A 22,639-nucleotide genomic window follows, 5' to 3' on the forward strand; every position below is an offset into this window, starting at 1 on the left:
ATATTAGGAATCTTCCCCAAAATCATCGTCCGAATCTTTTCTTCTGTCCAGATGAATTCCGCCAAATCGGACCTTTCCATTCCAACGAAGGATCAAAAGTACTCCTAAAACGCAGATATTCGGGAGCACGAATAAAAATGCGATCTCATGGTACAGTCCGTAGATCGCAAGATTCGAAGCGATGACCGAGATAAACACTCCCGAAATTAAGGGTATTTCCTGTTCAAAAAAACGAACTAACGGGTGGTCTGGGTTTGTTTCAGGGAGGTCCTGCAGACTTGCTTCCATCAAAAATGGATAAAATGCTAAAAGCAAAGCAGGCATCAGAAATGACAGAAAGAAATAATTTCCAAAAGAATCGGAATAGTGAGGAGAACCGATTAGTCCTCCTAACAAAGTCCAAAGATAGGAAACGAAAGCCCCGGATGCAAATGCAAGAATTCCGAACTGCAAATTCCCGGAAAACTCGAAAATACTTAGAATCTTACTCGGCAGAATCCTTACCCAATCTGTAAGTTCCTCTTTACTAAACTGATCCTTTCCGCTGATGAATAATAGCTGCCAATAATAGTCGGCTAACGCAAGAACGCTCAAGCTGATCGCAAAGAAGATAAGATACAGAAAGAATTCCATCAGTGTCTAAAATGCCTCATGCCGGTAAATACCATGATCAATCCGTGCTCGTCTGCTGCCTTGATCACTTCTTCGTCTCGGATAGATCCGCCTGGTTGAATGATTGCCTTGGCTCCCACTTTTGCGATCGCATCGATCCCGTCTCTGAAAGGAAAGTAAGCGTCACTTGCTACGTACGAGCCTACAACTGAAAGCCCTACGTTCAAAGCTTTCGTGGCACCCAAATGAACCGAGTCCACTCTGGACATTTGACCAGCTCCGATTCCTAATGTTGCATTCTCTTGCGCATATACGATCGCATTCGATTTTATGAATTTAGCTGCAGACCAGGCGAACATAAGACCTTTCAAATCCGCGTCCGATGGTTTCTTTTTCGTAACTACTTTCAAGTCCTTTTCAGAAATCGTGGCGTAGTCTCTGTCCTGTAACAAAATACCATGGTGGATCGGACGAAGATCCATTTCATCAAGGGCTTCTTTGAAATCCGCGATTTCGATCAATCGAACATTCGGTTTCTTGGAGAAAAACTCTAAAGCTTCCGGAGTGAATTTTTGCGCGATTACACCTTCTACGAAAGTTTCTCCGATGCTCGCTGCGAGTTCTCCGGTGACTACTCCCTTGATTCCAATGATTCCACCGAATGCAGAAATAGGATCTGTTCTTTTTGCAAGTTGAAATGCTTCTTGTGTGTTATCTGCATAAGCGATACCGCAAGGGTTCAGGTGCTTGATAATGCAAACTGTGTTTTCTGGCAGTAACGCTGCGATATGAAATGCAGCGTCGAAATCGAGCATATTGTTAAACGAAAGCTCTTTTCCTTGCAGAGGCGAAAATTCACTTTTTGTAAATAATGGTTCGTAAAATGCGGCGCCTTGGTGAGGGTTTTCTCCATATCTAAGTTTTTGTTTTTTTGTAAAAGATAGATTGAGTATCTCCGGAAACTTTTCTCCCGCGATTCCGTTGAACCAGGAAGAAATCGCAGAATCATACATCGCAGTGTGAGAGAAGGCTTTTCTCATCAGAAGAAAAGAAGTGTCCGCGTCTACCGAACCTGAGTTTACGCTCATGGAATCTGCAACTGTTTTGTAATCCGCCGGATCTGTAACTACGACTGTATGTCTGTAATTCTTGGCTGCGGATCGGATCATAGAAGGTCCGCCTATATCGATATTTTCGATCGCCAGATCCAGAGAAACTCCACCTTGCGAAACAGTCTTTACGAAAGGGTATAGATTAACGACTACCAAATCGATTTTCGGAATCTGGTGTTTTTCCATGGTCTTGACGTGTTCTGGGTTGGAAATGACTCCTAGCAACCCTCCGTGTACTTTCGGATGCAGAGTTTTGACTCTACCATCCAAGATTTCCGGGAATCCAGTGTAATCATCGATTGCGATTGCTGCGATTCCATTTTCTTTCAGAACCTTGAGGGTTCCACCTGTAGAGATGATCTCTACGCCTTTTTGTTGGAGAAGTTTGGCAAAATCGATCAGACCAGTTTTATCACTTACTGAAATGAGAGCGCGACGGATTTGGATCATGCTAAAGGATGGTGACCTTCCTATCTTTGATGGAGAGCTTGCCCTCGCAGAAATATTTTACTGCGAGGGGCAGGATTTTATGTTCCTCTTTCAGAATTGCCAGAGTCAATTCTCTTTCCGTAAGATTCCCATCGATTTTCACGATTCCTTGGAGAATAATCGGACCGGAATCCACACCTTCGTCCACAAAGTGAGCGGTGCATCCGGAGACTTTAACTCCGTGTTCGAACGCTTGCTTTTGTGCATTCAATCCGGGAAAGGCGGGCAGCAAAGAGGGATGAATGTTGATGATTCGATTTTTAAATGTACGGATGATCTCTGGCCTTAGAATTCTCATGTAGCCTGCCGCGACGATCAGATCCGGGGACAGATTCTCCAAAGTCTTGAGAAGATCTTCGTGGTATCGGTTCTTGTCCGTGTATTTTTTGTAATCGAGTATTTTTGTCGGAACTTCGAACTTCTTGGCGATCTCTAAAGCGGGAGCTTCTGGGTTATCGGTCAAAATTTGGACCGGAATACCCCTAATTTTTCCTTTTTTTAGATTTTCTAGAACCGCCCCCAGGTTGGAGCCTCGGCCCGAAACCAGGAATACAAGCTTTTTTTTGGGTGAGGGAAACAGACTTGCCAAGAATTTTCGCGCGAGATACACTCGGAATGTCCCAGTCCACGTTAAGGCAGTCTCGGAATTTGTCGAAAAGTATTTCAGGAGAGACACATGTCACTTGCTAGAAAATCGACGGCCTCGGTCGAACAGTACAAATCCAACGAAATTTCAACTGTTAGTCAGGGAAGACTCATCGTAATGCTATACGAAGGGGCCATTCGCTTCTTAAACGTTGCCATCGAATGCAATACTCCGCGAAAATACGACGTAGTAAATAACAATGTATTGAAAGCCCAGGAGATCGTGACCGAACTCATGCTGGCTTTGAATCTGGAGCAGGGCGGGGAAGTCGCAAACAACCTTCTCGGGATCTATGTTTATATCAAAAAGCGCTTACTCGAAGCGAATATGAAAAAGGATTCCGAGATTATGAAAGAGATCATCAAGTATTTAGAGGATCTCAAGGCAGCCTGGGAAGAAATCGAGAAAAAGGAAAAAGCTTCTGTGGTAGCACTTCCTAACGCAGGCTCAAAAGGCCTTTCTCTGCAAGGTTAACGAACGTAAGTGCATCGGCTTTTATAAAGAAGTTAGGTCAAAACTCTGAGCTCTAAAAAAAAACAGTCAGTTTCTAAGGGATTGGCGCAAACCAAATCCCGCCAGATAAAGTTATTCGAACTATACTCAGAAAAAATTTCAATTTTAGACGAGGTCATTTCCAACCAAAAAAGACAGTTGGAAATACTTTCTCACGGCGATGGGGAAGGTGCCTCTAAAATCGAGAAGTCAAACTTGAAATGCATGCATAGAATGATGTCCCTGGACCGGCTCATAGAACGCTTGGAGGAGTCTTCTCCCCAAACTTTGGAGCTGATCCAGCTGACAAGTACCTTGTTCCAAAAGTTGGATGAATCCAGGAATCTGAACGAGAAAGTCGGACAGGTAATGGAATCCATTCTGAGAGAATACCAAAAAGAGTTGAACACGGTCCAGGCCCAGATACAACTAAAGAAATTCCTAGCCCAGAGGAAATTCGGTTGGAAGACGGGGACCTGTTAAGCAGAGCATTAGATTTTTACGGCTTACCCAAAAGATTCAATGAAGATCTAGTTCGATCTAAGTTCCGTGAGCTCTCCAGAAAATATCATCCAGATTCGGGTGAGTATGATAACGACATTTTATTTAAAGAGCTAGTTCATTTAAGAGATGTACTGCTGGATTCGTTAAGTTCCACCGCAAATGTGAAAGCGGAAAAAACTGGACAAAATGAGTCAGACCCGAATTGGCAAGAATCCAATTCCCAAAAGGATAAAGAAGGATTCGGGCGGTACAAAGATGCAACTCAGCTAGCTGCCTCTGCACTTGAAACATATTTTAAGTCCACCGAAGGAAATCCTGTTTTTTTAGATGCCAAAGAAAATCCAGATCTGAGAAAACTAAGAGAAAATCTTTTAATTGCCAAATCGGAACTAGAAACATTTCTCAAAGAATACCCAAATAGCATCTGGAAAAACGATGCAGAGAAAACCTTAAAAAGAATCGGGGTTTGGTTTCGATAGAGGCTCGGAATCGGTTCTGGCTTTCTTAGAGATAAGCTTCCAAAAGCGCTCTATCCTTTTTCTGAAATCACATTCTTGGGGAATCAAACCTCTTCCTTGGGACTTGAATCTTTTATCCTGTTTCAGTATTCTAATTGCATTTTGCTAAAGAATCAATAAAACTTAATATTCTGATATAGGATATTAAGTGGAAGATTTATTCGAAGGTAGTGTGGACGAAGACTGGGGAAAATGGGATCCGGAGTACGTGGCATTTCGCGTCAAACTGGACCCCCTAGAATTGGAAGACGAACTAGTATTTTCTGAAAGACTGAGTGATCTTGGAGCTTGGTATTTAACTCTTAAAAATGACCCTTTGCAAAGAATCGTAATTTGCATTCGGAGGGAAGCAAACATCCAGGAAATCAAGCAAAGATGTTTGGAAGAACTTAGATTGCAGGGAGTCACTCCCAGAATAGACGGAACCGGAGCAGTCTACAGTCGAAGAAAAACTGCGACAGTGCTCCAGTGGAAGAAGACTCTAAGTTATAGAGTAGAGATAGAGGGAAGGATTCTGGAAATGTACATTACGGATTGACTTGCGATCTGGATTCTCTTTTTTGCAATCGATGGTTCGAAGCAATTGCGATTTTCTAAGAGTGAGTGATCTATAGAAAAATTTGGGAATTCAAGGAACCGAAATCGTATTGGAGGGCAAAGAGAAAACAAACACATCCTTTGTCGCATTGTTCAGATCCACCGAAAACACCGAGGACCTAAGTGTAACGAATTGTCCTGAGGTTAAGGTCGCAATAATCTTGCAGACTCGGTTTTGATTTTCTCCTACTCCAGGGGCGGCGAGAGGACCAGTGTTAGGTGAAACTTCTATGGAATATTCGATCGGCTGGTTCGGGATTAGATTGAGAGGCAACTGGCAATTGGCACCGGAACTAAAATCCGCTGGGTTTCTAGAGGCAAACTCTGTACTCGCCGCATACAAAGTGTAGCCGTTGAACAGAAATTCAGGATTCCCGGCTCTAAGTCTGATCTCATGACCGGAACTGATCGCAGAAATGGAAATGATTGTAGGTGGTGTGGTTACGATTCGATTGGTAGAGTAGTTCCGATAGCAACCGAACAAAACGAAAGGTAAGCTTGCACAGACAAGTGCATGAAGTAATAGCCGGAAACTGCTCCGGGAAGTTTGGAAATTCATTATCTACGGATATAATCTGCCCAACCGAACTTTTCTGCAAGTTGGTCGGATACGGAAAAGTGTGGAATCCGCCTTTTGTTTGTCGACCGCTTTTCCGGAATTTCCCATTTCAACTCGTGAAGCAACCGATTCCCTTTTCTAGTATTGCATTCCCTGCAAGCGGTCACTAGGTTTTCCCAAGTATGATAGGTGCCTGGTTTGGAAGTCTCCGGAACTTCGTGCCATCTGCTTTTCGGAATCACATGGTCGAGAGTCAGCTTAGAAGCGGGAAGTCTTCTACCGCAATAAACGCATTCATGATTGTCCCGGAGAAAAATATTTTCCCTCGAGAGTCTATGCCGTTTGGAGGGGACTCTGTAGTAATTTGTGAGTAGTATGATTCTGGGAGTGGTGAATTTTATACGCTCGGAACGAATCCAAAGATCTTTTTCGTCCCGGATCAACTGAGCTTTATTCAAAATCAGCAATACGATAGCGTCTCGAACCGTTCGAATGCCTACCGGCACAAACGTTGCGTTCAGGACCAAAACTGGCTGAGCGAGAACGTCCATAACTTACCAGACAGTAAAGGATGCTTTTTAAATGTCGAGTAAAACTATTTTCTAGAAGAACGTTTCTTCTTCCAATAAAAAATGAACAAAACGGTACTGAGGAACAGTCCTAAAATTGCAAAGACAGTTAACTGTCCTTGGTGAACCCATTCTTCCAGCTTTTCTAAATTACTCGCACCAAAAAAGCCTAGATAGACCCAGACCGGTACTGATATTGCCGCAGCAATTGTATCTAAAGTAAGAAAACGTGAAAATGCGATTCGATCCGAGGTGCCTGCAGTGAGGTAGATCGGCATTCTGAGTCCAGGCATAAAGCGAGCTACAAAAACGACCCACTGACCGTACTTCTCAAATTTCTCCTGTACCTGTGCAAATCGTTCCGGGGTCAAAAATTTTGCGATAAAGGGAATCCGAAGTACCTTTTCTCCATAAATTCTACCCAGCAAAAATACTGCGCTGTCTCCCACGAGTACTCCTGCCATTCCAATTCCAAACATAAAATGAGGATTTGCGTATCCTAGACCGGCGATCACTCCTCCGGAAACTAGGGAAACATCTTCCGGAACCGGCAGCCCGAATCCGCAAAGCAATAAGGTAAGAAATACAGCGATATAACCAAAGTCGTTTCCGAACGTAGAAAAAAAACTGACAAGTATGACAAGGAAATCCATTCGTAATATGATCTTCTTTGGGAAGAATAAGTACCAGAGAAAGGAAGTACTAAGAAATTGAAATCGAAAAACGCAATCTTGATACTAGCAAGAAAACCGTAAGGAATCAATTTTCAGATTCCGTTTCGCTTGAAGCGATTTTCTTCGTTTTCGATTCTGGTTTTTTGTGAGAAGAAACAGATCCAGCTTAATCGAACTGGAAAATTCTTTACTATTACCGTACGCGGTTTTTCAACAAGACACCGGCGGTCGAGAATATCCGGAAGAAGAACACGGTTATAGACTCCCTTTTCAGCGCGATAGGGACAGAGTAGTCCATTCCAGCGCATTCAAAAGATTACAGTACAAAACCCAGGTTTTTGTGTATTCGGTCGGAGAAGATTACAGAAACCGGCTTACACATACATTGGAAGTGGCAGGAATTTCTAGAACTCTTGCCGGAGCTTTAGGACTGAATTCTTACCTCGCAGAAACGATTGCTCTAGCTCATGACCTGGGCCACACTCCCTTTGGACACGCAGGACAAGAAGTAGTTTCGGAGTTGATGGAAGGAAAGGGAGGCTTCGAGCACAATAAACAATCTTTGCGGATTGTGAGAAGTTTAGAAACTCGTTATCCTGATTTTCCGGGATTGAATTTGTGCAAGGAAACTCTAAAGGGAATGATGAAGCACGGCGCGGAGTATTCCGCTTCCGAACTCGGGCTGGCAAGAAAAACAGAGGGACCAAGTTTGGAGGCTCAGTGTGCTGACCTTGCGGACGAAATTGCTTATACGAGCCACGATGTCGAGGACGGATTGGAAATGGGATACATTCGGTTAGAAGAATTATCCGAGATTCCTCTTTGGGAAGAATATCATGATTCCGTAATTAATCGGTATTCCGGCTTGATTCCAAAAATTCAGGTCCGTACCGCAATCCGGGAATTGATCAACGGAATGGTCTCAAATATCGTAGAAGTCGTATCTAGTAGTTTGAAAAAACATAATATAAATAGTAGAGAGGATTTGAATTCGATTTATTCCCAGGGAATCCGGATCGTAGGCTTTGAGGAAAAATTTGGAGAGAAGGTAAGGGAGTTGAAAGCATTCTTGCACCGTGCTTTGTACAGGCATCCAAGTGTGATCAAAACGAGCAACCACGGAAGGATTATCATAGAAACATTATTTGCGCATTTTAGAAAATTTCCTGAGCTGATTCCAGACTCTTACAAGGGTAGAATCGAGTCCGAAGGTTTGGATCGAAGCGTGTGCGATTTTGTAGCTGGAATGACCGATCGATATGCAGAGAACGTGTTCCAGTCTCTTTCCTAGAATCTTCTATAATAAACGAAGCACTTCGGAAATCGCGGAAATCAGATCCTCTACTTCGTTCGGAGTCGTAAACATTCCGGTGGAAATTCTGATGGCTCTAAGTGCTTCTTCTTGAGTGTAACCCATCGCGAGTAGCGATTTTGCAGGTTCTCTGGACCTGGACTTGCATGACGACCCGGTAGAAAGCGCAAATCCTCTTTCTTCCATTCCTACCATGAAAAAGTCCAAATCATCAGTTGGTAAAAGGCAGAATGTAGTGGAGGGAAGTCTTGGAGAATTTTCCGCTACGATGCTTGCTCCTAACTCTTTGAGTGAATTTTCGATTCGATTTCTGAATTCGAGGAGTCTTTGGTTTTTTCTTTCCATTTCCTGAAATTGTATTTCTGAAGCTTCTACAAGAGCTAAGATCGCCGGGGAATTTTCGGTGCCGGCCCTGGATCCGTTTTCCTGGTTTCCGCCTTGGAACCATCCTGCTTCTTTTCTTTCCTTCGGCGAAAACCATACAGCTGAGGCTCCCATTCCAGCGCCTAACTTATGACCGGAAAATGTGAATCCGTTCAAACTAGAAAATGGCACAGAAACTTTTGCAAATGATTGCATTAAATCGGAGTACAGCTTTTGTCCGAACTCCTGGCAAATACTTCCAATTTGTTCCAAAGGTTGCAAGACGCCGGTTTCGTTTGCGGCATGCAAAGAGAACACTGGACCAGGTTGTTCTATAAATCTTTTACGTACTTCGTCAGGATCGATCTGACCTGTTTTGTCTGTTTTTAGTAGTGTATAAGAAATTCCTACTGCTTCCAACGCGGAGTAAAATGAAGAATGTTCTAAGGGAGAAACATAAGCGATCGAGCTGCAGAATTTTTTTGCCCAAAACGAAAGCAGATAATTTGCTTCGGTTCCAGTGGAACAGAATACGAATCCTTTCGGATCGCAGCCTGTCAGTTTTCCCAAAGTCTTTCTGGCTTCTTCTAGTCTGCCTTGTCTTTTCAGAGAAAACCGAGTTGGCCCGGAAGGATTATAGAATTCTGTTTCGTACTCGTCTAGATATTTTTGCAGCAATCCCGGAAGCGGTGGATGAGTCGCATTATAATCGAAGTACTTAATTTGTTGTTTCATCGAATAAGTCGTCTGCTTCGGAATACTTTCCTTTTTTTCGAAGTACGAATTGCAGCAATTTCTTTCTATCCTCTATCAAATCTTCGTATCCGGCTTTATCGCTTCTAAACTCAGGATCAACCGAATACAAGTCGTTTTGCAATTGATCCAGTTCCTTCAAGGATTGGTCCCAAGAGGATGCATACATTAGACACCGAATCCTCATTAACTTGGCTTGGAAACGGATTCCGAGACTTGTACTTTTGGACTGGTACACTTTTTCAAAAAGTTCTCCCGCTATTTTTCGATAAGAAGATTCTCTATCTGCGAGTTTGTAATAAAGTCTAGCTAGTCGGAACTCATTTGTATAAAAAAGTCGATTCCCTTCTTCGTCGGATTGCACGCACGGAATCATTGCAATCGCTGAGGATCCCCAATACTTAGCTTCTGGAGGGATCGATCGATTCGAACAGGAAAAGTAAAGGATCCTGAGATAGAGAGACACCGATTCTTCCGGAGAAAGGGAAGAACTTCCGTTTCCATGAGCGGAACCTAACAGATCTAAGGTTTTTAGGATCAGTTGCTTAAACTGATTCGCACTCAGTTTGGTTCTCTCTGGATAATCTTCCGAAAATACAATCGGGTTGGAATCAGATTTGGAGATCGCTTCCCATACTCGGATCTCTCTTGGAAGTTCAGCTTCCAGAATATGATCAGGTTCCGCGGAACAGCTAAAAGAAAAAAAGTTCAAAATCTTTTTCCACCAGGGAATCTGTGGTTTTTCTTTTCGTTTTATTTTCTCGAAAACCAGATCTTCTATGCTAGTCAGAGTATGAAAGTGAGAGACTAGAGCCTCTTCCGGGCGACAAGACGCGTAAGAAGTCATAGTAATTTTTTCTAAAAGACTTTTTCCATAGATAGAAGGTCTGTCTGTTCCGAAAACTCCCACTCCGGGAAGTCTGTTATAGCCATCAAACGGATTAAAGTTAAGTGCTCTCTTGTAGTCGTCTAACGCCTCTAATACGGTGCGAGAATATTCCTGCCAATATTCTGTAGTATCGATTCTTTCCCGATTGAAGTCTGAGCCTAAAAGTGGGGATTCGTTCGGGATTAGGTCTTGCATGGTCCAGCCTTTCTTTCTGGCTTCCATCCAGGAAGGCTCTCGGAATAACTCGTCCAGGCCGTGTCTTCCGATTTCCATAGCCCTGTAACAGGATTCGGACATTTTTCCCAATTTGATAAAATGATCGATATGATGAAACGTTACCTTTTCGGAAAGTAGTTCGTCTCCTCTTTCCTGCAATTGCTCGGATAATTTAGGGTTTAACTCCGGAGGTTCGATCCAAAGTGTAAAGGAGCGCAGGATTTCGTATCTGCGAGGAACCACATAGATAGCGGTGAGGGTCCAAATCAAGAGTAAGCTAAGAAATAGTTTCTTCTTTTCCTTCAGGATGCTAAGCAAGTTCTTTCCTTTCGTGGGGAAAATTCGTTCGACGGATTCCCTATTCTATTTAGAGTAACCGCGGAACGGAACGAATCCCTTGGTTCTTTATAAAAGTTCCGAGAATATGAAACGATCAAGCACTATTCCAATTTACATATTTTTGGCGTCGGCTCTTCCTTTTTTGGCAGTACAGAGCGAGGGCTTGGATCCAAGTCTCTTGTGTAAATATCTGGATACTTCCGGAAAAACTAGAGTGGTTCCGCCTTCCTTTTATTTGTCTCTTGCCCTCGAAAACATGTCCAGAGTTTCGATGCTAGCCGGAAAGGAAGCCGCGGAAGAAAATTTAGAAGCCATCGGGAATTTTGAAAAATACTTTTTATGCTCCGAAGCACAAGGACAAAAAGTCGGAGCTGTTTCGCATTGGAACAAGGCAGCAGCGCATTATAATGTGCAGCAATGGGATCTTGCTCTAGCCGAATCGGACTTTGCGGAAGAGAAAGATCCTACGTTTAAGGACACTTATATTTTAAAAACGAAGATCTTGATACGTTTGGGAGATTTGCAAAAAGCTACTCTATACTTAGAATCTAATTTGAGCAGATTTCCAGATGACTCGGATATGTATTATCTGCTCAGCTCTCTCAACTTAGAGCTAAAAAATTATCCGAAAGCAATCTTATACCTGACTTCCTTGAGCGACTCGATACAGAACCGTGAAGGAAATCCTAAATATCGCACCTTCGTCTATAAGTCTTTGGGAGAGTTATATTTTGCGCAAGGGCAGAACAATAAAGCTCTTTTTTACATTTCCAACTATATGCAACTTTCTCCGACTGATTGGAACACTAGATTTTTACTCGCAAGAATTCTAAACCAACTCGGGAAGTTTTCGCAATCCAAGGCGGAATTATTGAGGATTCTCAAACAGAAAAAGCAGAATTCCTCCGTTGAATTGATGTTAGGCGAGATGATTTTTATAGAGAGTAGATCCTCAGCTTTGGCCTACTTTGAGAGCTTGAATCGGGAGAATCGACTTCCAAAGGATTCAATTCTCTACGGCTTGTATTGCGTACTTGTCGCTAAAGACTCGGAAGCCAGAAGGGTCCTAGCTCCGATTCGAGAAAAATATCCCAGGAGATTGTCGGTCAGACTCGGAATCTTGGAGTTGAACAAGAAGGAAAAAAATCACGAGACTCGGGAGTTTTCCAAAGAATTACTTGAGATAGCGGATATCGCTTTGCAAGCCCAACTCTGGAATTTGTCGGAAACCTTGGTCAAAGATGCAATCTACATTTCCGAAAAAATTAAGGACGAGACTACGGTCTTGGCTGCCGAGTACAATTTCTTATCCACTGTGTACGAAAATGCGGGATCGGTGTACCGAGCTCTGCTTGCGGTCAGAAAAGCGGTGGAGCTCTCGAACAATCCAGAAGAAAAAAGAAAGTATAATTTACATTTATCTTATATACTTAGAGGAACTCCACCAGGAGAAGCAACGGAAGCCGAACAAATTACTAAACAGATTCTTACCGAAGATCCTGGTAACGCGTATGCTCAGTACTTGCTCGGTGTGATTCTTTCTCAGGAAGAAAAATACCGCGAAAGTAAAGAGGCCTTTACTGCAGCGATCGAAAAGCAACCGGATACAGCGATTTATTATTTTTACAGAGCCGCAGCTTTTGAAAAGATTGGAATGATAAAGGAGATGGAGGATGATTTGCGAAAGTCCATTGAATTGGACCCGGAGAGTCCTGTGTCCTACAATTATTTAGGATATTATTTTTCAGAAGCAGGTACAAAGTTAGAAGAAGCTTTGCAATTGATCAAGAAGGCTGTGGAATTAGCACCGGACAACGAGGCATACCAGGACAGCTTGGGATGGATCTACTTTAAATTAGGAAAACCGGAACATGCATTGCTTCACTTAAATTTTGCAGCGCAAATTCTACAGGATAAGAATGAAAAAGATCCTACCATTTTCGAGCACCTTGGAGACGTTCATTTTGACAGAGGAGATCACGCAGAGGCGAAAACCTATTGGGAAAAATCTGCGAGCCTATTTCAAAAGAAGGAAGACAAGCTAAGACTCCAGGAAAAATTGGGGAGGTTTAAAGCAAATCCGGTTTCTAATCATAAACCTTGATACAACTTTGCCCGAGGAAAAACCTTTGCGAATCAAACAGTCCTCTTATTTAAAATCTTTTTTAGTACTAATAGCGTTTAGCATTTTTTGGGAATCCTGCACTGGCGCCGAAATCGAAGAAATCCCATTTCCGAAAAAGGGAATGCTTCGATTTGTAAAGGCAAAGTCCAAGGAGGGTGCCAAGTTTTTGGAAGAAGTCAGAAAGTTAGAAGGTTTTAGTACTTCTTACACTGGAGATTTTGAAATTCGAATTCAAAATTTTTTCCCCAAGAAAGATGTATTTGCTTTGGAAGGTAAGATCTACTTTGATCGTCCCTCTGGAAAAATGCAAATCGAGTTGAACGATCGTTTTTTCGGGATTAGCGTATCCAAAGTTTTCACAGACGGAGATATGATTCGAATCAAAACGGCTAACTCGGATAAGGTGCATGAACAGCCTATGGACGATATTGTCCTTTCTGATCCAAATAGCGGAAAGCAAACCGTCGTACCATTTCCTGTAATCTATCACCTACTTTCGAATCGAAATATGAATTTATTCCAGCCGGATTGGACGCTTGTACAGCCGGGAGAAAGAATCATCTTGGTAAGAAAACCGGGAGAACAGTGGACTTACTATACTACCGAAAAAGGAATTTCCACAGTGGAATGGGATTCCAAGAAGAAAAATGTAAAGGCGCTTACTTCCGTGTTAGGCGATGTGGATTTTCCTCCAAAGGTAACCGTGACTAGAATTGTTTCTAGAGAGGACGGAAAGGACCAAAACCGGATTGAAATTCGAATGAAGAGGACAAATCGTACGGAAAATTTACCGCTCTCTGTATTCGGCGTGTGAAAATTTAGGAACTCAAATGTTAGAAAAGAATCAAAACGGACATATATTAGAACTCTATATCCAAACGAACGAGGCAAACTCTTTGGATGCTACGTTCTTCAGAACACTTAAGAATACTTTAATAGAAGCTGAGCAGAATAAATCCGTAAAAGCTATTCTACTTTCCACTAAGAGTGAAAAATATTTCTCTAACGGATTCAATCCAGAGATATTTATCGGGAAATCACTGCAGGAAATCCGAACGGTCTTGCAAGACTCGTTAGAGGTAGCCGGTAAAATTCTGTTTTGTGAAAGGCCAATCGTGTGTGCGATGCCGGGTCATGCAATGGGACTTGGGGCAGTATATGCAATTTTTTGCGATTATAGAATTATGGTGGAAAAGGGAGGCCGAATCGGTTTTCCGGAATCCCAGATCGGGATCAACTTTCCATCCACATCCGGTCTCGTACTAAAAGAATTAGTCGGTGCTAGGGCCGCAAGAGATCTGCTCTACAGCGGTAGGGCTCTGAAGTCTGACGAGGCTCTCCAACTAGGATTGATTGATCATTCTTGCAAACCGGGAGAGCTGCTGAGTTCTGCTAGGAAATGGTGTGCTCAGTTCGAAAATATGGCTCTGGAATCTGTGGTCGGAATCAAAGCCGGAATTAGGGATTCCCTGAAACCTTTTGTGGAATCCCAACAAAAAAGAGATATAGAACTTTTAGGAGCTGCGATTCATTCCAGAAATGGGCAAGAGGGGATGAAATCGATCGTAGAAAAGCGCAGACCAGTCTTTGTTTAATCAGAGCGAATGGAATACTTTTCCTGGATTTAGAATTTCGTTCTTATCAATCGACTTCTTAAGAGCATTCAATCCATCTAACGCTGGTTTGCCGGCGGATTTTTGGTACCATTCTTTGTGATCGAATCCGACTCCATGGTGATGGCTGATCGGCGCTTTATTCTGCTGAAACGCATCGGATACTTTGCGTTTCATTCTAATCCATTGTTCTTCCGGCTTCTTTTCATCTATCGGAAACATGATCGTATAATAAAGACAAGCCCCCTCGTGATAGCTGTGGGATAAGTGGCACATTGCAATCGATCCTGGAATCCCAGATTGTAGAGCATGTAATCCAGCCTGGTGTACAGTTTCTACCTGATCGTAGGTAGTAGAAGTTTCCATCGTATCTACGCCTAACCCGTGTTCCATGATATGATTTCTGAGGAAAGGCATATTGTACCTGGAATGAATCCAATTCTTGCCTAGTTTTTCTCCCGCATACAACGCTCCTTTTCGATTCCATAATCCCTTCAATTGATGAAAGGAATGCTCTATTTCTTTTTCACTACCATCCAATCCTACGATCACTGCGCATTTTTCGGCTCCGAGCTTTCTATACTCCAGAAATTTTTTCTGCAGCCATTTCTTTACGACTCGAATCGGAGTATTCCGTTTTCCTAATTCTCCTAGTATCTCATAGAGTCTGGTTTCGTTTGCATCTGAAATGCGGAGCATAGAGGTTGGGATTTCTTTTTGATTCGCTCTTCTTACAAAATCCACGGCAGAAACAAAATTCGGAAAGATCAGACCGAAATATTTTCTAGAATGAGGAATCGGATGAACTTTAAAAGTGACCTCTGTGATCACACCCAAGAGCCCCTCGCTACCTGCGATGATTTGATTCCAATCTGGACCAATCGAAGAAGCCGGATCCTTTAAAGTTTCAATAGTTCCAGCCGGAGTGATCATTTTTGCGGAGGTCAAAATTTCTTCGAACTTTCCGTAGCGATTCGATTGTTGTCCTGCGCTTCTGGCTGCAACCCAACCGCCTAAAGTGGAGTATTCAAAGGACTGAGGAAAATGTCCTAAGGTATATCCCTTCAAATTTAGGGCGTGCTCTAATTTGGGTCCGTAGATTCCAGACTGAAAAGTAGCAGTCTGACTCTGAGGATCTAAGTGTAAAAACTTGTCCATTTTTGTAGTATCTAGCGAAAGGACTGCCTTGTGTCCTTTTCCTTTTACGACTTCTAATCCACCTACAACGGATGATCCTCCGCCGAACGGAATTAAGGTGATTTTGTTTTTAGTGCAATATTCTAGTAATTTGGAAACCTCAGATTCCTTGGTCGGATAGACTACTCCATCTACAAAGTTTTTGAGAGTATTTCTATGCAGTCGTAAAACATCGTAGTAGCTCCTGCCAGCCGAATGAAAAATTCTTTCATATTTATCTGTTTTAATATTCGATTTTCCTACTATAGTCGCTAACTGCCTTTCCATAGAGGTTGTGATTTTCGAATTGGGAAGTTTGATCGCTTCCAGAGAAATCGAAGGTGTTGACCTAAGCTTCTCTAAACGAAATTCGGATTTGAGTAGGCCAAGAATCTCTTCCATTTGGTTTTTCCGGAAAAAATCCTGGTCCTGGGCCCCCCAAGCATTCCATCTCAGATTACTGCGGGAATAGTCGATATTCGGATTCAATTCGTGATAAAACATTCTGACGAAACTCCTTTTGTTCGGCCTGCAAGGTAAGAACAGATAAAGCAAATACTGGAAAAAATACGTTCCGCGCCCTGAACCACGTTCGGTAGTAAAAACGCAGGATGTGATTCATTTAACAAAGTTTCCTCTAGCGTCCATTCTTTTTAGAGGCGTCCAATTTATCAAGGGTCCAAAGACCACTATTTCTTGACCGATTCTTTCAAAATCAAAATTCTAGGAAGAGTATGGTCAGTACTCGTGCGTCCAAAAAAGAAGTTAAAAATTCCGGTCAGATCGATTCCAGCATAGTTTATGATACTTTGATTATCGGCGGAGGGATTACCGGTGCTACATTGCTCTGGGATTGTTCCCTTCGAGGAATTCGGGCATTGCTCGTTGAAAAAAATGATTTTGCCTCCGGGACAAGTCAGGCTACCTCTAAGCTCATTCACGGCGGCTTGAGATATTTAAAAAATGCCGAATTTGGTCTTGTTCGAGAGTCTTTACGCGAGAGAAGGGTGCTGGCAAAAATCAGTCCGCACGCGGTTCGGACACTTCCGTTTCTGATACCGATTTACTCAAGAATGGAAAAGTTGGTTTTGAGAGCAGGAATGCAAATGTATGAGATGTTCTCGTTCGACCGGAATCAAGATATTACGGAAGATGCATGGATCCCTAAATTTAGATTTCTGTCCAGATCAGAAGCGATGTTAGAAGCTGGGCCGATTCCTAGAGAGGGTCTCTTAGGTTGTTACCAATACTACGATTACCAAAATATCAATCCGGAACGTCATACTTGCGAGTTTTTGCTTTCCGCAAAAAGGAAAGGAGGAGTAGCAAAAAACTATTCCGAGCTAGTCGCTATTTCAAAAGAAAAGGAAATTTATCAATCGATTATTTTAGATAAGAGAACCGGAAAGAAGATTCCGGTATTCTCAAGGTCTGTTGTGAATGCGGCAGGCCCTTGGGCCGACTCCATAGAATCATTGTTAGGCATCGCGATGGAAAAAAATCTGGTCCGATCCAAAGGAATACATATTGTAACTCGCTCCTTCGGAATTTCCAAAGCACTTGTGCTCAAAAAGAAAGACAAGACTCATATGTTTGTACTTCCTTGGAGAGGGAAAACGATTATCGGGACCACAGATACGGCGTTTGAAGAATCTCCGGATCACTTTAAGGTGACCAAAAAAGATATTCAGGAACTGATCGAAGAATTCAATTTTGCTTTCGGGAATACCAGTATTTCCGAAAAAGATGTAGATTATTTTTACGGCGGTATGCGCCCGTTAGTCGAGGATCCGGGCGAACCAGGTAATACTTACAATGCTTCCAGGAAAAACGAAATTATAGACCACAAGAGCATGGGGTTCCCGGGATTTTACACTGCGTTAGGTGGAAAATACACTACGAGCAGAGCGCTTGCAGAAAAGATCGCGGATAAAATTTGCGAATATCTACCTGGAGATTTTGGAAATTGCGAAACTGAATATTTGCCACTAGTATCGGGAGAATACTCGGATCTAAAGTCCCTGTGTTCCGGACTCACAAAGAAGTTTCATAAACTGAGTGGAGAAAGAATCGAATCCGTAGCAACCCGGTATGGTAGCTTAGCTTACGAGTTTTTAGCAGAAGCCAAGCCGGAAGAAATTCCCGCAGTACTGTCGAATGGAGAAAAAGTTTGGCCTTCGGAAATTCGAATCATTGCAAAAAATGAATGGATTGAAAAAGCCAGTGATTTCTTTTTCAGAAGGTCTGGGATAGGAACAACAGGAATGATTTCAGATGCAAGCTTGCAACTTATTTTTGAGCAACTTTCCCAGTCGCTAGGTTGGAATACTTCCCGGAGGAATTTAGAGAAGGCCGAAGTATTGGCTCGATACAAAATGCACACCTAAGATTGCAGCGATCAGAGAACTGCGAACCGTTTACAACATGCGGTTCGTTTGTTCTTAAAAATTGAAACGATTCTTTGATGCTCGGATTAGAAAGTGAAAGTGTTTGCGAGCACCACACCCATAAAGTCTTTCACAGATTCCGCGACTTCCTCGAATTTGATAGAGTCGCCGTCTACAATTCGTTGGCCTACAGTGCCCAGAATAATACTGATCAAAAGTCTGTTCAAGTTCGGGTTAGTAATGCCTAAATGTTTGGTGATGATCATTACGTACTCTTTCATTGCGTCCGTGATGAGCTGCTTTTCTTCTTCATGATTTTTTAATCTAGATACGTCGCAAATGATATAGAGAAGATTTTGAAAGTAGGTCTCTCTGTCCTGAACCATTTTAAAGAGACTATCCACGCGCTTTTCTATCGTTAGGTTGTCTTCTGCTTTGGAATAGACCTGGAGTTCTTCTATGTCCTTGTTCAAAACATATTTCACTAATTCTTTAAATATATCTTCTTTTGTGGAAAAATAATGGTACAGGGTGCCAGTCGAGACGTCTAGTTCCGCTGCGATCTCACGCATGGATACAGCAGAATAACCCCTACGGGCGAGAATATCGACGCATTTAGAAAGTATCTCGGCTTTGTATTTCTCGTGATTTACTATTTTTGGCATCTTGGATTTTCCTGAGAGTTTTTCCCTATTCTTAGCGATTCCTGACCCGATTTATCCCTTTCATTCCGCCTATAAACCACAAAAAAAGGAGTTATATCAGGAATACATCCTTTCCGGTAATTATTTTATTTGTTCGAAAAAGGAATGCAAGTGTTTTTTCCAAACAGGAGCAAGGTGATGCATGATTCGACTTTTATTTACCTCAGCATTCTGTTTTCCCATTTCGAAAGCGTCGCGGACTAATGACGGGCTCGTATAATCAAAGGCCTGGCGAATAAAAGGCGATTCTGGTCCGATTAAAAGGACGTCATCTAAAATATCTGCGGTTTTTCCGGCTAACGTGGTCTTTTCGTAATAAATTCCGATCTTGGGCAGGTCGCTACTGAATTCCTCCAGAAGCAGATTGTTGGTCAAACCTCCGTCCAAGTAGAAATTACCATCAAAGGATTGGAGCGGAATTACCGGGAAGGCGGCACAGGAATTCATTACGATTTGTGTGGTAGTCTCGTGATTCTTGAAATCCTCTTCGGTAAAGGTCTTATTCCTCCAACCCCAAAGTTTCATTTTTTCTAATACATGTACGGGAGTTTTTCCTAATTTTCTTAACTCTTCATCCTTAAAGTATGCGCGAATCACATTAGTCACTTTCGCTATAAGTCGATTCCGAGAAATTTTTCCCCTAGAAGTTTTTGGCACGGTTTCTTTCGGAATTTCGACAGTGTGGATTTTGACCTTGGCACCACTTAGTATTACCTTGGAAAGATTAACGCTGAAATTTACGGTACGCCTAGCGATGCTTTCATGAGGAAAAGGTGCTAATATTCTAAGCAACCGATTCCAATAAAAATTTTTAGGGTTACGGCTCGTCAAAGCTTGGAAGTACTTCGAACTGTCCTCCTCTGTTTCCGAAAGAGTGCTCAGTGCCATGGCTGCTCCAGCGCTGACCCCCGAGACCTCGCGAACCTGAATCCCCCAAGATCGTAAGGCAGAAGCGAAACCTAGTCCGAAGAATGCTTTGATCCCGCCACCCGCGATCGCGAGAGCAATTTCTTTTCGAACCCCGAATTCTTCCCAAAATTTATCCAAGATAGGCCGATCCTTGCTATAGTTTGTTTCGATTGCAAACTAAAAACTGACGCGGGCTGCCGTTTATTTCTAAGAAAAATCTAATACAGTATATTTACTTTGTCCAATTTGGAGCGGTTCACGTTTCCAGATAAGCTCAAGATTTTATTTCGGTAATCCCGGAATAGAATATTCTTTCACGAATTTGTCCGATTCCCATTCTCCGATCTGTATTATATTTCCGCGATTATCGAAAAGGGATCCTTTCCCATGGCGTTTTCCGTCCTTCCATTCGCCTAAGTATTTGGATCCATCATCATAAATGTAAATGCCCTTTCCTTGGAAGATTATGCCTTTTCGATAGGAGCCTTCCAAAGAGACTTTATTCGGTAGAACTACCGTTGCCTTACCTTCGGGTTCTCCATTTATAAAAATTCCGGTGATACTAGTGTTATCCGGCCATGTGAAGGTTCCTTTTCCTTCTTTCTGGTCTTCTAAGAAATCTCCTTCATAGGAACTCCCATCCGGATAAATGTATTTTCCCTTTCCATGTTTTTTCCCAAGTTTCCATCCGCCTTCATAATAATGTCCGTCGGGTTTTCGAATGGTACCGAAATCATGGAACTTACCTTTATAAAATCCTCCGGAATACAAAGTTCCGTCCGGAAAAGAGAGAGCGCCGAATCCTATCTCACAGTTCCCGTATGTGCATTTGGGTCTTTCCTTAAAGATGAAATACACGCTGAAGCTGATGAAAATCATTCCTAAGAAAATGAGGAAAACTATGAAAGTCTGTCTGCCTAAGGTCAAGTTCTGATATTGTTCTCTAAGTAGCAGAAATTTATTTTTAGCGTTTCGATAGTGTTGAATAGTTTGGTCTATAAATTTCTGTCTCATTGAGCTCTGCCTGGCGAAAAGATGAGTTTGTAGATCAAAAATCGGCAGATGATAATTTTGTAACCAAAATTTCAAAAATTGAGTAGAAAAGAAACGATAGTCATCGGATTCGGGCAATATACAAGCTTATGATGAAAAAACAGAATTTGGCAATATTAGTCGCAACATTTCTTGTCTCTACAAGCTGCTTTGGACAAAGTCCCTCTATGGAAGACAAATCGAAAGCGATCGAAATGAACCAGGAGGGAGCAAATTTACTCTCTAAGGGCCAGTTTTCAGAAGCGAGAGATCTATTTACTAAAGCTTCGAAGTTAGATGGTACTTCTCCTGAATATCCCAATAATATCGGAGTCTGTTATTTGAATGAAGCAAAGCTGGACCAAGCCATCGTTTATTTCTCTAAGGCGGTTGAAGTGGATCCGGATTATGCGAAAGGCTATTATAACCTTGGTGTTTCCTATCAAAAGCTCCAGGAAAATGATAAAGCACTGAAAAGCTACTTAAAGACAGCTGAGCTGAGTCCAAACTATTCCGAAGTATTTTTCAATCTTGGCATCGTATACACCAGATTAGGAAACAAGAAGTCTGCAGTCGAGGCCTACGAGAGATTTATCAAGATTGCTCCTGCAGAATACGCTGGTCCCAAAAACGACGCAAAAGCTAAAATTGCGGAGTTAAAGAAAGGGTAATCAGTAAGATGCAAAACAGATTTTACTCCAGCCGACCCTTTGTTTCGAAAGCCGCACTCGCTGCGGCGATTGCTTTTGTATTATTCGCATCTTGTGGTCGGGGATATGATCTAGACGAGTTTTTGGAAAAGAAACTTGTGCAACGCGAGGGAAAGCCCGAACTATTTTCACTCAACGGGAAATCTTTTTCCGCTGATTCTTTTCGGAGAGAATTGCTTTTCGAGAGGAATCACCTGGAGTTAAAGCACGATTTTCCTTCCCCGCAAGAACTAGATCGATATTTGAATCAGTTTGTGGAAGAATCCGTAATATTAGAAGATGCTCTCGTTGAACTAGACTTAGGCGGACCGGAAGCAGCAGCTTACCTCTGGCCCTATATACGAAAAGGAATCGTTTCATACTACTTGGACAAGAAGTCAGGTGTGTTTGAATTAAACGATAATTATCCCGACATCTCCATTCCGGACGAAGAACTGAAGGAATTTTACGAAAAGAACAAAAGTCAGTTTGGAAATCTGACAAAAGAAGAAGCGAACAAAAGGATTTCGAACACCGCGAGATTTTTAAAGTGGAGAAAACTTTATGAAGCTCGTAATGAAAGAAAAAAGGAAATCATTGGTATGCTCCGAAAAAGAAATTCGGTGCAAATTAAGGCAGGCCGTTTGAATTCCTTGGGACAGGATTAAGATGCGGACAGTGAAGATGCAATTTGGAAAAAAGAGAATAACAGACATCGGAGCTTTTTTGTTTTTAAGCTCCTTTCTTTGGTTGCTATCATGTAATTCCGAAGAAAAGGCAATGGAACAGTACGCTACGGGTTCAAAAGCGTACGCGGATCGAAATCTAAAAGTAGCCATCGAGCGTTTTGAAGAAGCTGTCGCAAAGGATGATAGTTTGATCTCACCTAGGATTATGCTAGGAAAATCGTATTATTATTCTGGAAAGTTTGAAGAAGCTCAAAAAGTGTTTGAGGAACTCATTGAAGATTTTCCCGGAAACTCCGGCTCTTATGTTTGGTTAGGCAGAATTCAAATGAACCATAGTTCTACTATGGATTTAGCAAAGAAGAATTTACTTTTTGCGATTCAGTCCGACGACACTCAAATCGATGCGCATTATTATTTAGCGAAGGTGTACGAACAGGAAGGAAATGTGAAAGATGCTCTTTTGGAGTATAACAAAGCCCTGGGAATCAGAACCAAGTTTGATCGCATCCATCGCGATTTAGGCGAACTTTACAAGAAAGCAGGATTTGAGGATAGAGCAGAGGAACAGCTAAGATTGATTAGTTCCTACAGGAGCGTGGATCCGAACGAAGTGGTTTCTAACGGAGAGAAAGCCTCTAAATCTTCTAAGAAGAGCTCTAAATAGGAATAAA

The 22,639-nt window shown here is 42.2% G+C and carries 24 protein-coding genes; 12 read left to right on the top strand and 12 right to left on the bottom strand.

Translation table 11 applies throughout. The features are described from left to right. Positions 1 to 3: 3 nt before the first annotated feature. The 3 genes from CH373_RS10340 to purN are packed head-to-tail and all read right to left on the bottom strand — an operon-like array spanning position 4 to position 2,802. Complete coding sequence (locus CH373_RS10340) at positions 4 to 633, bottom strand: hypothetical protein (protein WP_100713504.1); 630 nt, start codon at positions 631 to 633, stop codon at positions 4 to 6. Then, a complete protein-coding gene (gene purH, locus CH373_RS10345) occupies positions 633 to 2,174 on the bottom strand; it encodes a bifunctional phosphoribosylaminoimidazolecarboxamide formyltransferase/IMP cyclohydrolase (RefSeq protein WP_100713505.1) in 1,542 nt (513 codons plus the stop codon). Before purH ends, CH373_RS10340 begins: the two co-directional genes overlap by 1 nt. 1 nt (position 2,175) lies before the next feature. Next, positions 2,176 to 2,802, bottom strand: coding sequence for a phosphoribosylglycinamide formyltransferase (gene purN, locus CH373_RS10350; protein WP_100734091.1), 627 nt, complete (start codon positions 2,800 to 2,802; stop codon positions 2,176 to 2,178). Positions 2,803 to 2,889: 87 nt separating this feature from the next. Here purN and fliS point away from each other — a divergent pair, with 87 nt between their 5' ends. The 4 genes from fliS to CH373_RS10370 all read left to right on the top strand — a co-directional run bounded on the left by fliS (position 2,890) and on the right by CH373_RS10370 (position 4,911). Next, a complete protein-coding gene (gene fliS / locus CH373_RS10355) occupies positions 2,890 to 3,333 on the top strand; it encodes a flagellar export chaperone FliS (protein ID WP_100734089.1) in 444 nt (147 codons plus the stop codon). An 81-nt stretch (positions 3,334 to 3,414) separates the two neighbouring features. Beyond that, positions 3,415 to 3,834 (top strand): hypothetical protein, encoded by a 420-nt coding sequence (locus CH373_RS10360; RefSeq protein ID WP_100715314.1) that lies wholly within the window; start codon positions 3,415 to 3,417, stop codon positions 3,832 to 3,834. Continuing rightward, positions 3,813 to 4,334: a molecular chaperone DnaJ gene (locus CH373_RS10365; protein ID WP_100715313.1), complete on the top strand. Its 522-nt coding sequence runs from the start codon at positions 3,813 to 3,815 to the stop codon at positions 4,332 to 4,334. Before CH373_RS10360 ends, CH373_RS10365 begins: the two co-directional genes overlap by 22 nt. Positions 4,335 to 4,521: 187 nt before the next feature. Next, positions 4,522 to 4,911 (top strand): hypothetical protein, encoded by a 390-nt coding sequence (locus CH373_RS10370; protein ID WP_100715312.1) that lies wholly within the window; start codon positions 4,522 to 4,524, stop codon positions 4,909 to 4,911. Between the two features lie 90 nt (positions 4,912 to 5,001). On the opposite strand, the gene CH373_RS10375 is transcribed toward CH373_RS10370, so the two are convergent. Genes CH373_RS10375 through CH373_RS10385 form a run of 3 tightly spaced genes read right to left on the bottom strand, consistent with a single transcriptional unit; the run spans position 5,002 to position 6,751 of the window. Continuing rightward, positions 5,002 to 5,529: an LIC11661 family lipoprotein gene (locus tag CH373_RS10375; RefSeq protein ID WP_207761500.1), complete on the bottom strand. Its 528-nt coding sequence runs from the start codon at positions 5,527 to 5,529 to the stop codon at positions 5,002 to 5,004. After that, positions 5,529 to 6,080 (bottom strand): HNH endonuclease, encoded by a 552-nt coding sequence (locus CH373_RS10380; protein ID WP_100715311.1) that lies wholly within the window; start codon positions 6,078 to 6,080, stop codon positions 5,529 to 5,531. Before CH373_RS10380 ends, CH373_RS10375 begins: the two co-directional genes overlap by 1 nt. Before the next feature lie 44 nt (positions 6,081 to 6,124). After that, the gene (locus tag CH373_RS10385) at positions 6,125 to 6,751 is read right to left on the bottom strand and encodes a DedA family protein (RefSeq protein ID WP_100715310.1); all 627 of its coding nucleotides are present in this window, start codon (positions 6,749 to 6,751) and stop codon (positions 6,125 to 6,127) included. Positions 6,752 to 6,917: 166 nt separating this feature from the next. On the opposite strand from CH373_RS10385, the gene CH373_RS10390 reads away from it, so the two are divergent. Next, the gene (locus tag CH373_RS10390; RefSeq protein WP_100715309.1) at positions 6,918 to 8,063 is read left to right on the top strand and encodes a deoxyguanosinetriphosphate triphosphohydrolase; all 1,146 of its coding nucleotides are present in this window, start codon (positions 6,918 to 6,920) and stop codon (positions 8,061 to 8,063) included. A 6-nt stretch (positions 8,064 to 8,069) separates the two neighbouring features. Here CH373_RS10390 and CH373_RS10395 read toward each other — a convergent pair whose 3' ends face one another. After that, the gene (locus CH373_RS10395; protein ID WP_100715308.1) at positions 8,070 to 9,182 is read right to left on the bottom strand and encodes a cysteine desulfurase family protein; all 1,113 of its coding nucleotides are present in this window, start codon (positions 9,180 to 9,182) and stop codon (positions 8,070 to 8,072) included. Beyond that, complete coding sequence (locus CH373_RS10400) at positions 9,166 to 10,623, bottom strand: hypothetical protein (RefSeq protein ID WP_100715307.1); 1,458 nt, start codon at positions 10,621 to 10,623, stop codon at positions 9,166 to 9,168. Before CH373_RS10400 ends, CH373_RS10395 begins: the two co-directional genes overlap by 17 nt. Positions 10,624 to 10,729: 106 nt before the next feature. Here CH373_RS10400 and CH373_RS10405 point away from each other — a divergent pair, with 106 nt between their 5' ends. The 3 genes from CH373_RS10405 to CH373_RS10415 are packed head-to-tail and all read left to right on the top strand — an operon-like array spanning position 10,730 to position 14,364. Beyond that, entirely contained in the window at positions 10,730 to 12,748 is a 2,019-nt protein-coding gene (locus tag CH373_RS10405) for a tetratricopeptide repeat protein (protein WP_100715320.1), read from the top strand. Positions 12,749 to 12,773: 25 nt separating this feature from the next. Next, entirely contained in the window at positions 12,774 to 13,583 is an 810-nt protein-coding gene (locus CH373_RS10410) for a hypothetical protein (RefSeq protein WP_100715306.1), read from the top strand. 16 nt (positions 13,584 to 13,599) lie between these two features. Then, positions 13,600 to 14,364, top strand: coding sequence for an enoyl-CoA hydratase/isomerase family protein (locus CH373_RS10415; RefSeq protein ID WP_100715305.1), 765 nt, complete (start codon positions 13,600 to 13,602; stop codon positions 14,362 to 14,364). Here CH373_RS10415 and CH373_RS10420 read toward each other — a convergent pair whose 3' ends face one another. Next, positions 14,365 to 16,062: an FAD-binding oxidoreductase gene (locus CH373_RS10420; protein ID WP_100715304.1), complete on the bottom strand. Its 1,698-nt coding sequence runs from the start codon at positions 16,060 to 16,062 to the stop codon at positions 14,365 to 14,367. 230 nt (positions 16,063 to 16,292) lie between these two features. On the opposite strand from CH373_RS10420, the gene CH373_RS10425 reads away from it, so the two are divergent. After that, complete coding sequence (locus tag CH373_RS10425; protein ID WP_100715303.1) at positions 16,293 to 17,945, top strand: glycerol-3-phosphate dehydrogenase/oxidase; 1,653 nt, start codon at positions 16,293 to 16,295, stop codon at positions 17,943 to 17,945. 86 nt (positions 17,946 to 18,031) lie between these two features. Here the strand turns inward: CH373_RS10425 and CH373_RS10430 are convergent, their stop codons facing one another. The 3 genes from CH373_RS10430 to CH373_RS10440 all read right to left on the bottom strand — a co-directional run bounded on the left by CH373_RS10430 (position 18,032) and on the right by CH373_RS10440 (position 20,572). Further along, positions 18,032 to 18,610, bottom strand: coding sequence for a TetR/AcrR family transcriptional regulator (locus CH373_RS10430; RefSeq protein WP_100715302.1), 579 nt, complete (start codon positions 18,608 to 18,610; stop codon positions 18,032 to 18,034). A 120-nt stretch (positions 18,611 to 18,730) separates the two neighbouring features. Continuing rightward, positions 18,731 to 19,696 (bottom strand): patatin-like phospholipase family protein, encoded by a 966-nt coding sequence (locus CH373_RS10435; RefSeq protein ID WP_243393349.1) that lies wholly within the window; start codon positions 19,694 to 19,696, stop codon positions 18,731 to 18,733. A gap of 144 nt (positions 19,697 to 19,840) precedes the next feature. After that, the gene (locus CH373_RS10440; RefSeq protein ID WP_100715319.1) at positions 19,841 to 20,572 is read right to left on the bottom strand and encodes an MORN repeat-containing protein; all 732 of its coding nucleotides are present in this window, start codon (positions 20,570 to 20,572) and stop codon (positions 19,841 to 19,843) included. Positions 20,573 to 20,700: 128 nt separating this feature from the next. Here CH373_RS10440 and CH373_RS10445 point away from each other — a divergent pair, with 128 nt between their 5' ends. From CH373_RS10445 to CH373_RS10455, 3 genes are all read left to right on the top strand, one after another. Further along, positions 20,701 to 21,261 (top strand): tetratricopeptide repeat protein, encoded by a 561-nt coding sequence (locus tag CH373_RS10445; RefSeq protein ID WP_100715300.1) that lies wholly within the window; start codon positions 20,701 to 20,703, stop codon positions 21,259 to 21,261. A gap of 8 nt (positions 21,262 to 21,269) precedes the next feature. Beyond that, complete coding sequence (locus tag CH373_RS10450; RefSeq protein WP_243393350.1) at positions 21,270 to 21,947, top strand: hypothetical protein; 678 nt, start codon at positions 21,270 to 21,272, stop codon at positions 21,945 to 21,947. 112 nt (positions 21,948 to 22,059) lie between these two features. Then, a complete protein-coding gene (locus CH373_RS10455; protein WP_243393351.1) occupies positions 22,060 to 22,632 on the top strand; it encodes a tetratricopeptide repeat protein in 573 nt (190 codons plus the stop codon). The last annotated feature ends 7 nt before the right edge of the window (positions 22,633 to 22,639 follow it).

Source organism: Leptospira perolatii (assembly GCF_002811875.1).
GTDB classification, from domain to species: domain Bacteria; phylum Spirochaetota; class Leptospiria; order Leptospirales; family Leptospiraceae; genus Leptospira_B; species Leptospira_B perolatii.

Bases quoted from the DNA above. Each gene is read 5' to 3' on its own strand.
- CH373_RS10340 (WP_100713504.1), bottom strand. From the start codon at position 633: ATGGAATTCTTTCTGTATCTTATCTTCTTTGCGATCAGCTTGAGCGTT.
- purH (WP_100713505.1), bottom strand. From the start codon at position 2,174: ATGATCCAAATCCGTCGCGCTCTCATTTCAGTAAGTGATAAAACTGGT.
- fliS (WP_100734089.1), top strand. From the start codon at position 2,890: ATGTCACTTGCTAGAAAATCGACGGCCTCGGTCGAACAGTACAAATCC.
- CH373_RS10375 (WP_207761500.1), bottom strand. From the start codon at position 5,529: ATGAATTTCCAAACTTCCCGGAGCAGTTTCCGGCTATTACTTCATGCA.
- CH373_RS10380 (WP_100715311.1), bottom strand. From the start codon at position 6,080: ATGGACGTTCTCGCTCAGCCAGTTTTGGTCCTGAACGCAACGTTTGTG.
- CH373_RS10385 (WP_100715310.1), bottom strand. From the start codon at position 6,751: ATGGATTTCCTTGTCATACTTGTCAGTTTTTTTTCTACGTTCGGAAAC.
- CH373_RS10395 (WP_100715308.1), bottom strand. From the start codon at position 9,182: ATGAAACAACAAATTAAGTACTTCGATTATAATGCGACTCATCCACCG.
- CH373_RS10405 (WP_100715320.1), top strand. From the start codon at position 10,730: ATGAAACGATCAAGCACTATTCCAATTTACATATTTTTGGCGTCGGCT.
- CH373_RS10415 (WP_100715305.1), top strand. From the start codon at position 13,600: ATGTTAGAAAAGAATCAAAACGGACATATATTAGAACTCTATATCCAA.
- CH373_RS10420 (WP_100715304.1), bottom strand. From the start codon at position 16,062: ATGTTTTATCACGAATTGAATCCGAATATCGACTATTCCCGCAGTAAT.
- CH373_RS10425 (WP_100715303.1), top strand. From the start codon at position 16,293: ATGGTCAGTACTCGTGCGTCCAAAAAAGAAGTTAAAAATTCCGGTCAG.
- CH373_RS10430 (WP_100715302.1), bottom strand. From the start codon at position 18,610: ATGCCAAAAATAGTAAATCACGAGAAATACAAAGCCGAGATACTTTCT.
- CH373_RS10440 (WP_100715319.1), bottom strand. From the start codon at position 20,572: ATGAGACAGAAATTTATAGACCAAACTATTCAACACTATCGAAACGCT.
- CH373_RS10445 (WP_100715300.1), top strand. From the start codon at position 20,701: ATGATGAAAAAACAGAATTTGGCAATATTAGTCGCAACATTTCTTGTC.
- CH373_RS10450 (WP_243393350.1), top strand. From the start codon at position 21,270: ATGCAAAACAGATTTTACTCCAGCCGACCCTTTGTTTCGAAAGCCGCA.
- CH373_RS10455 (WP_243393351.1), top strand. From the start codon at position 22,060: ATGGAACAGTACGCTACGGGTTCAAAAGCGTACGCGGATCGAAATCTA.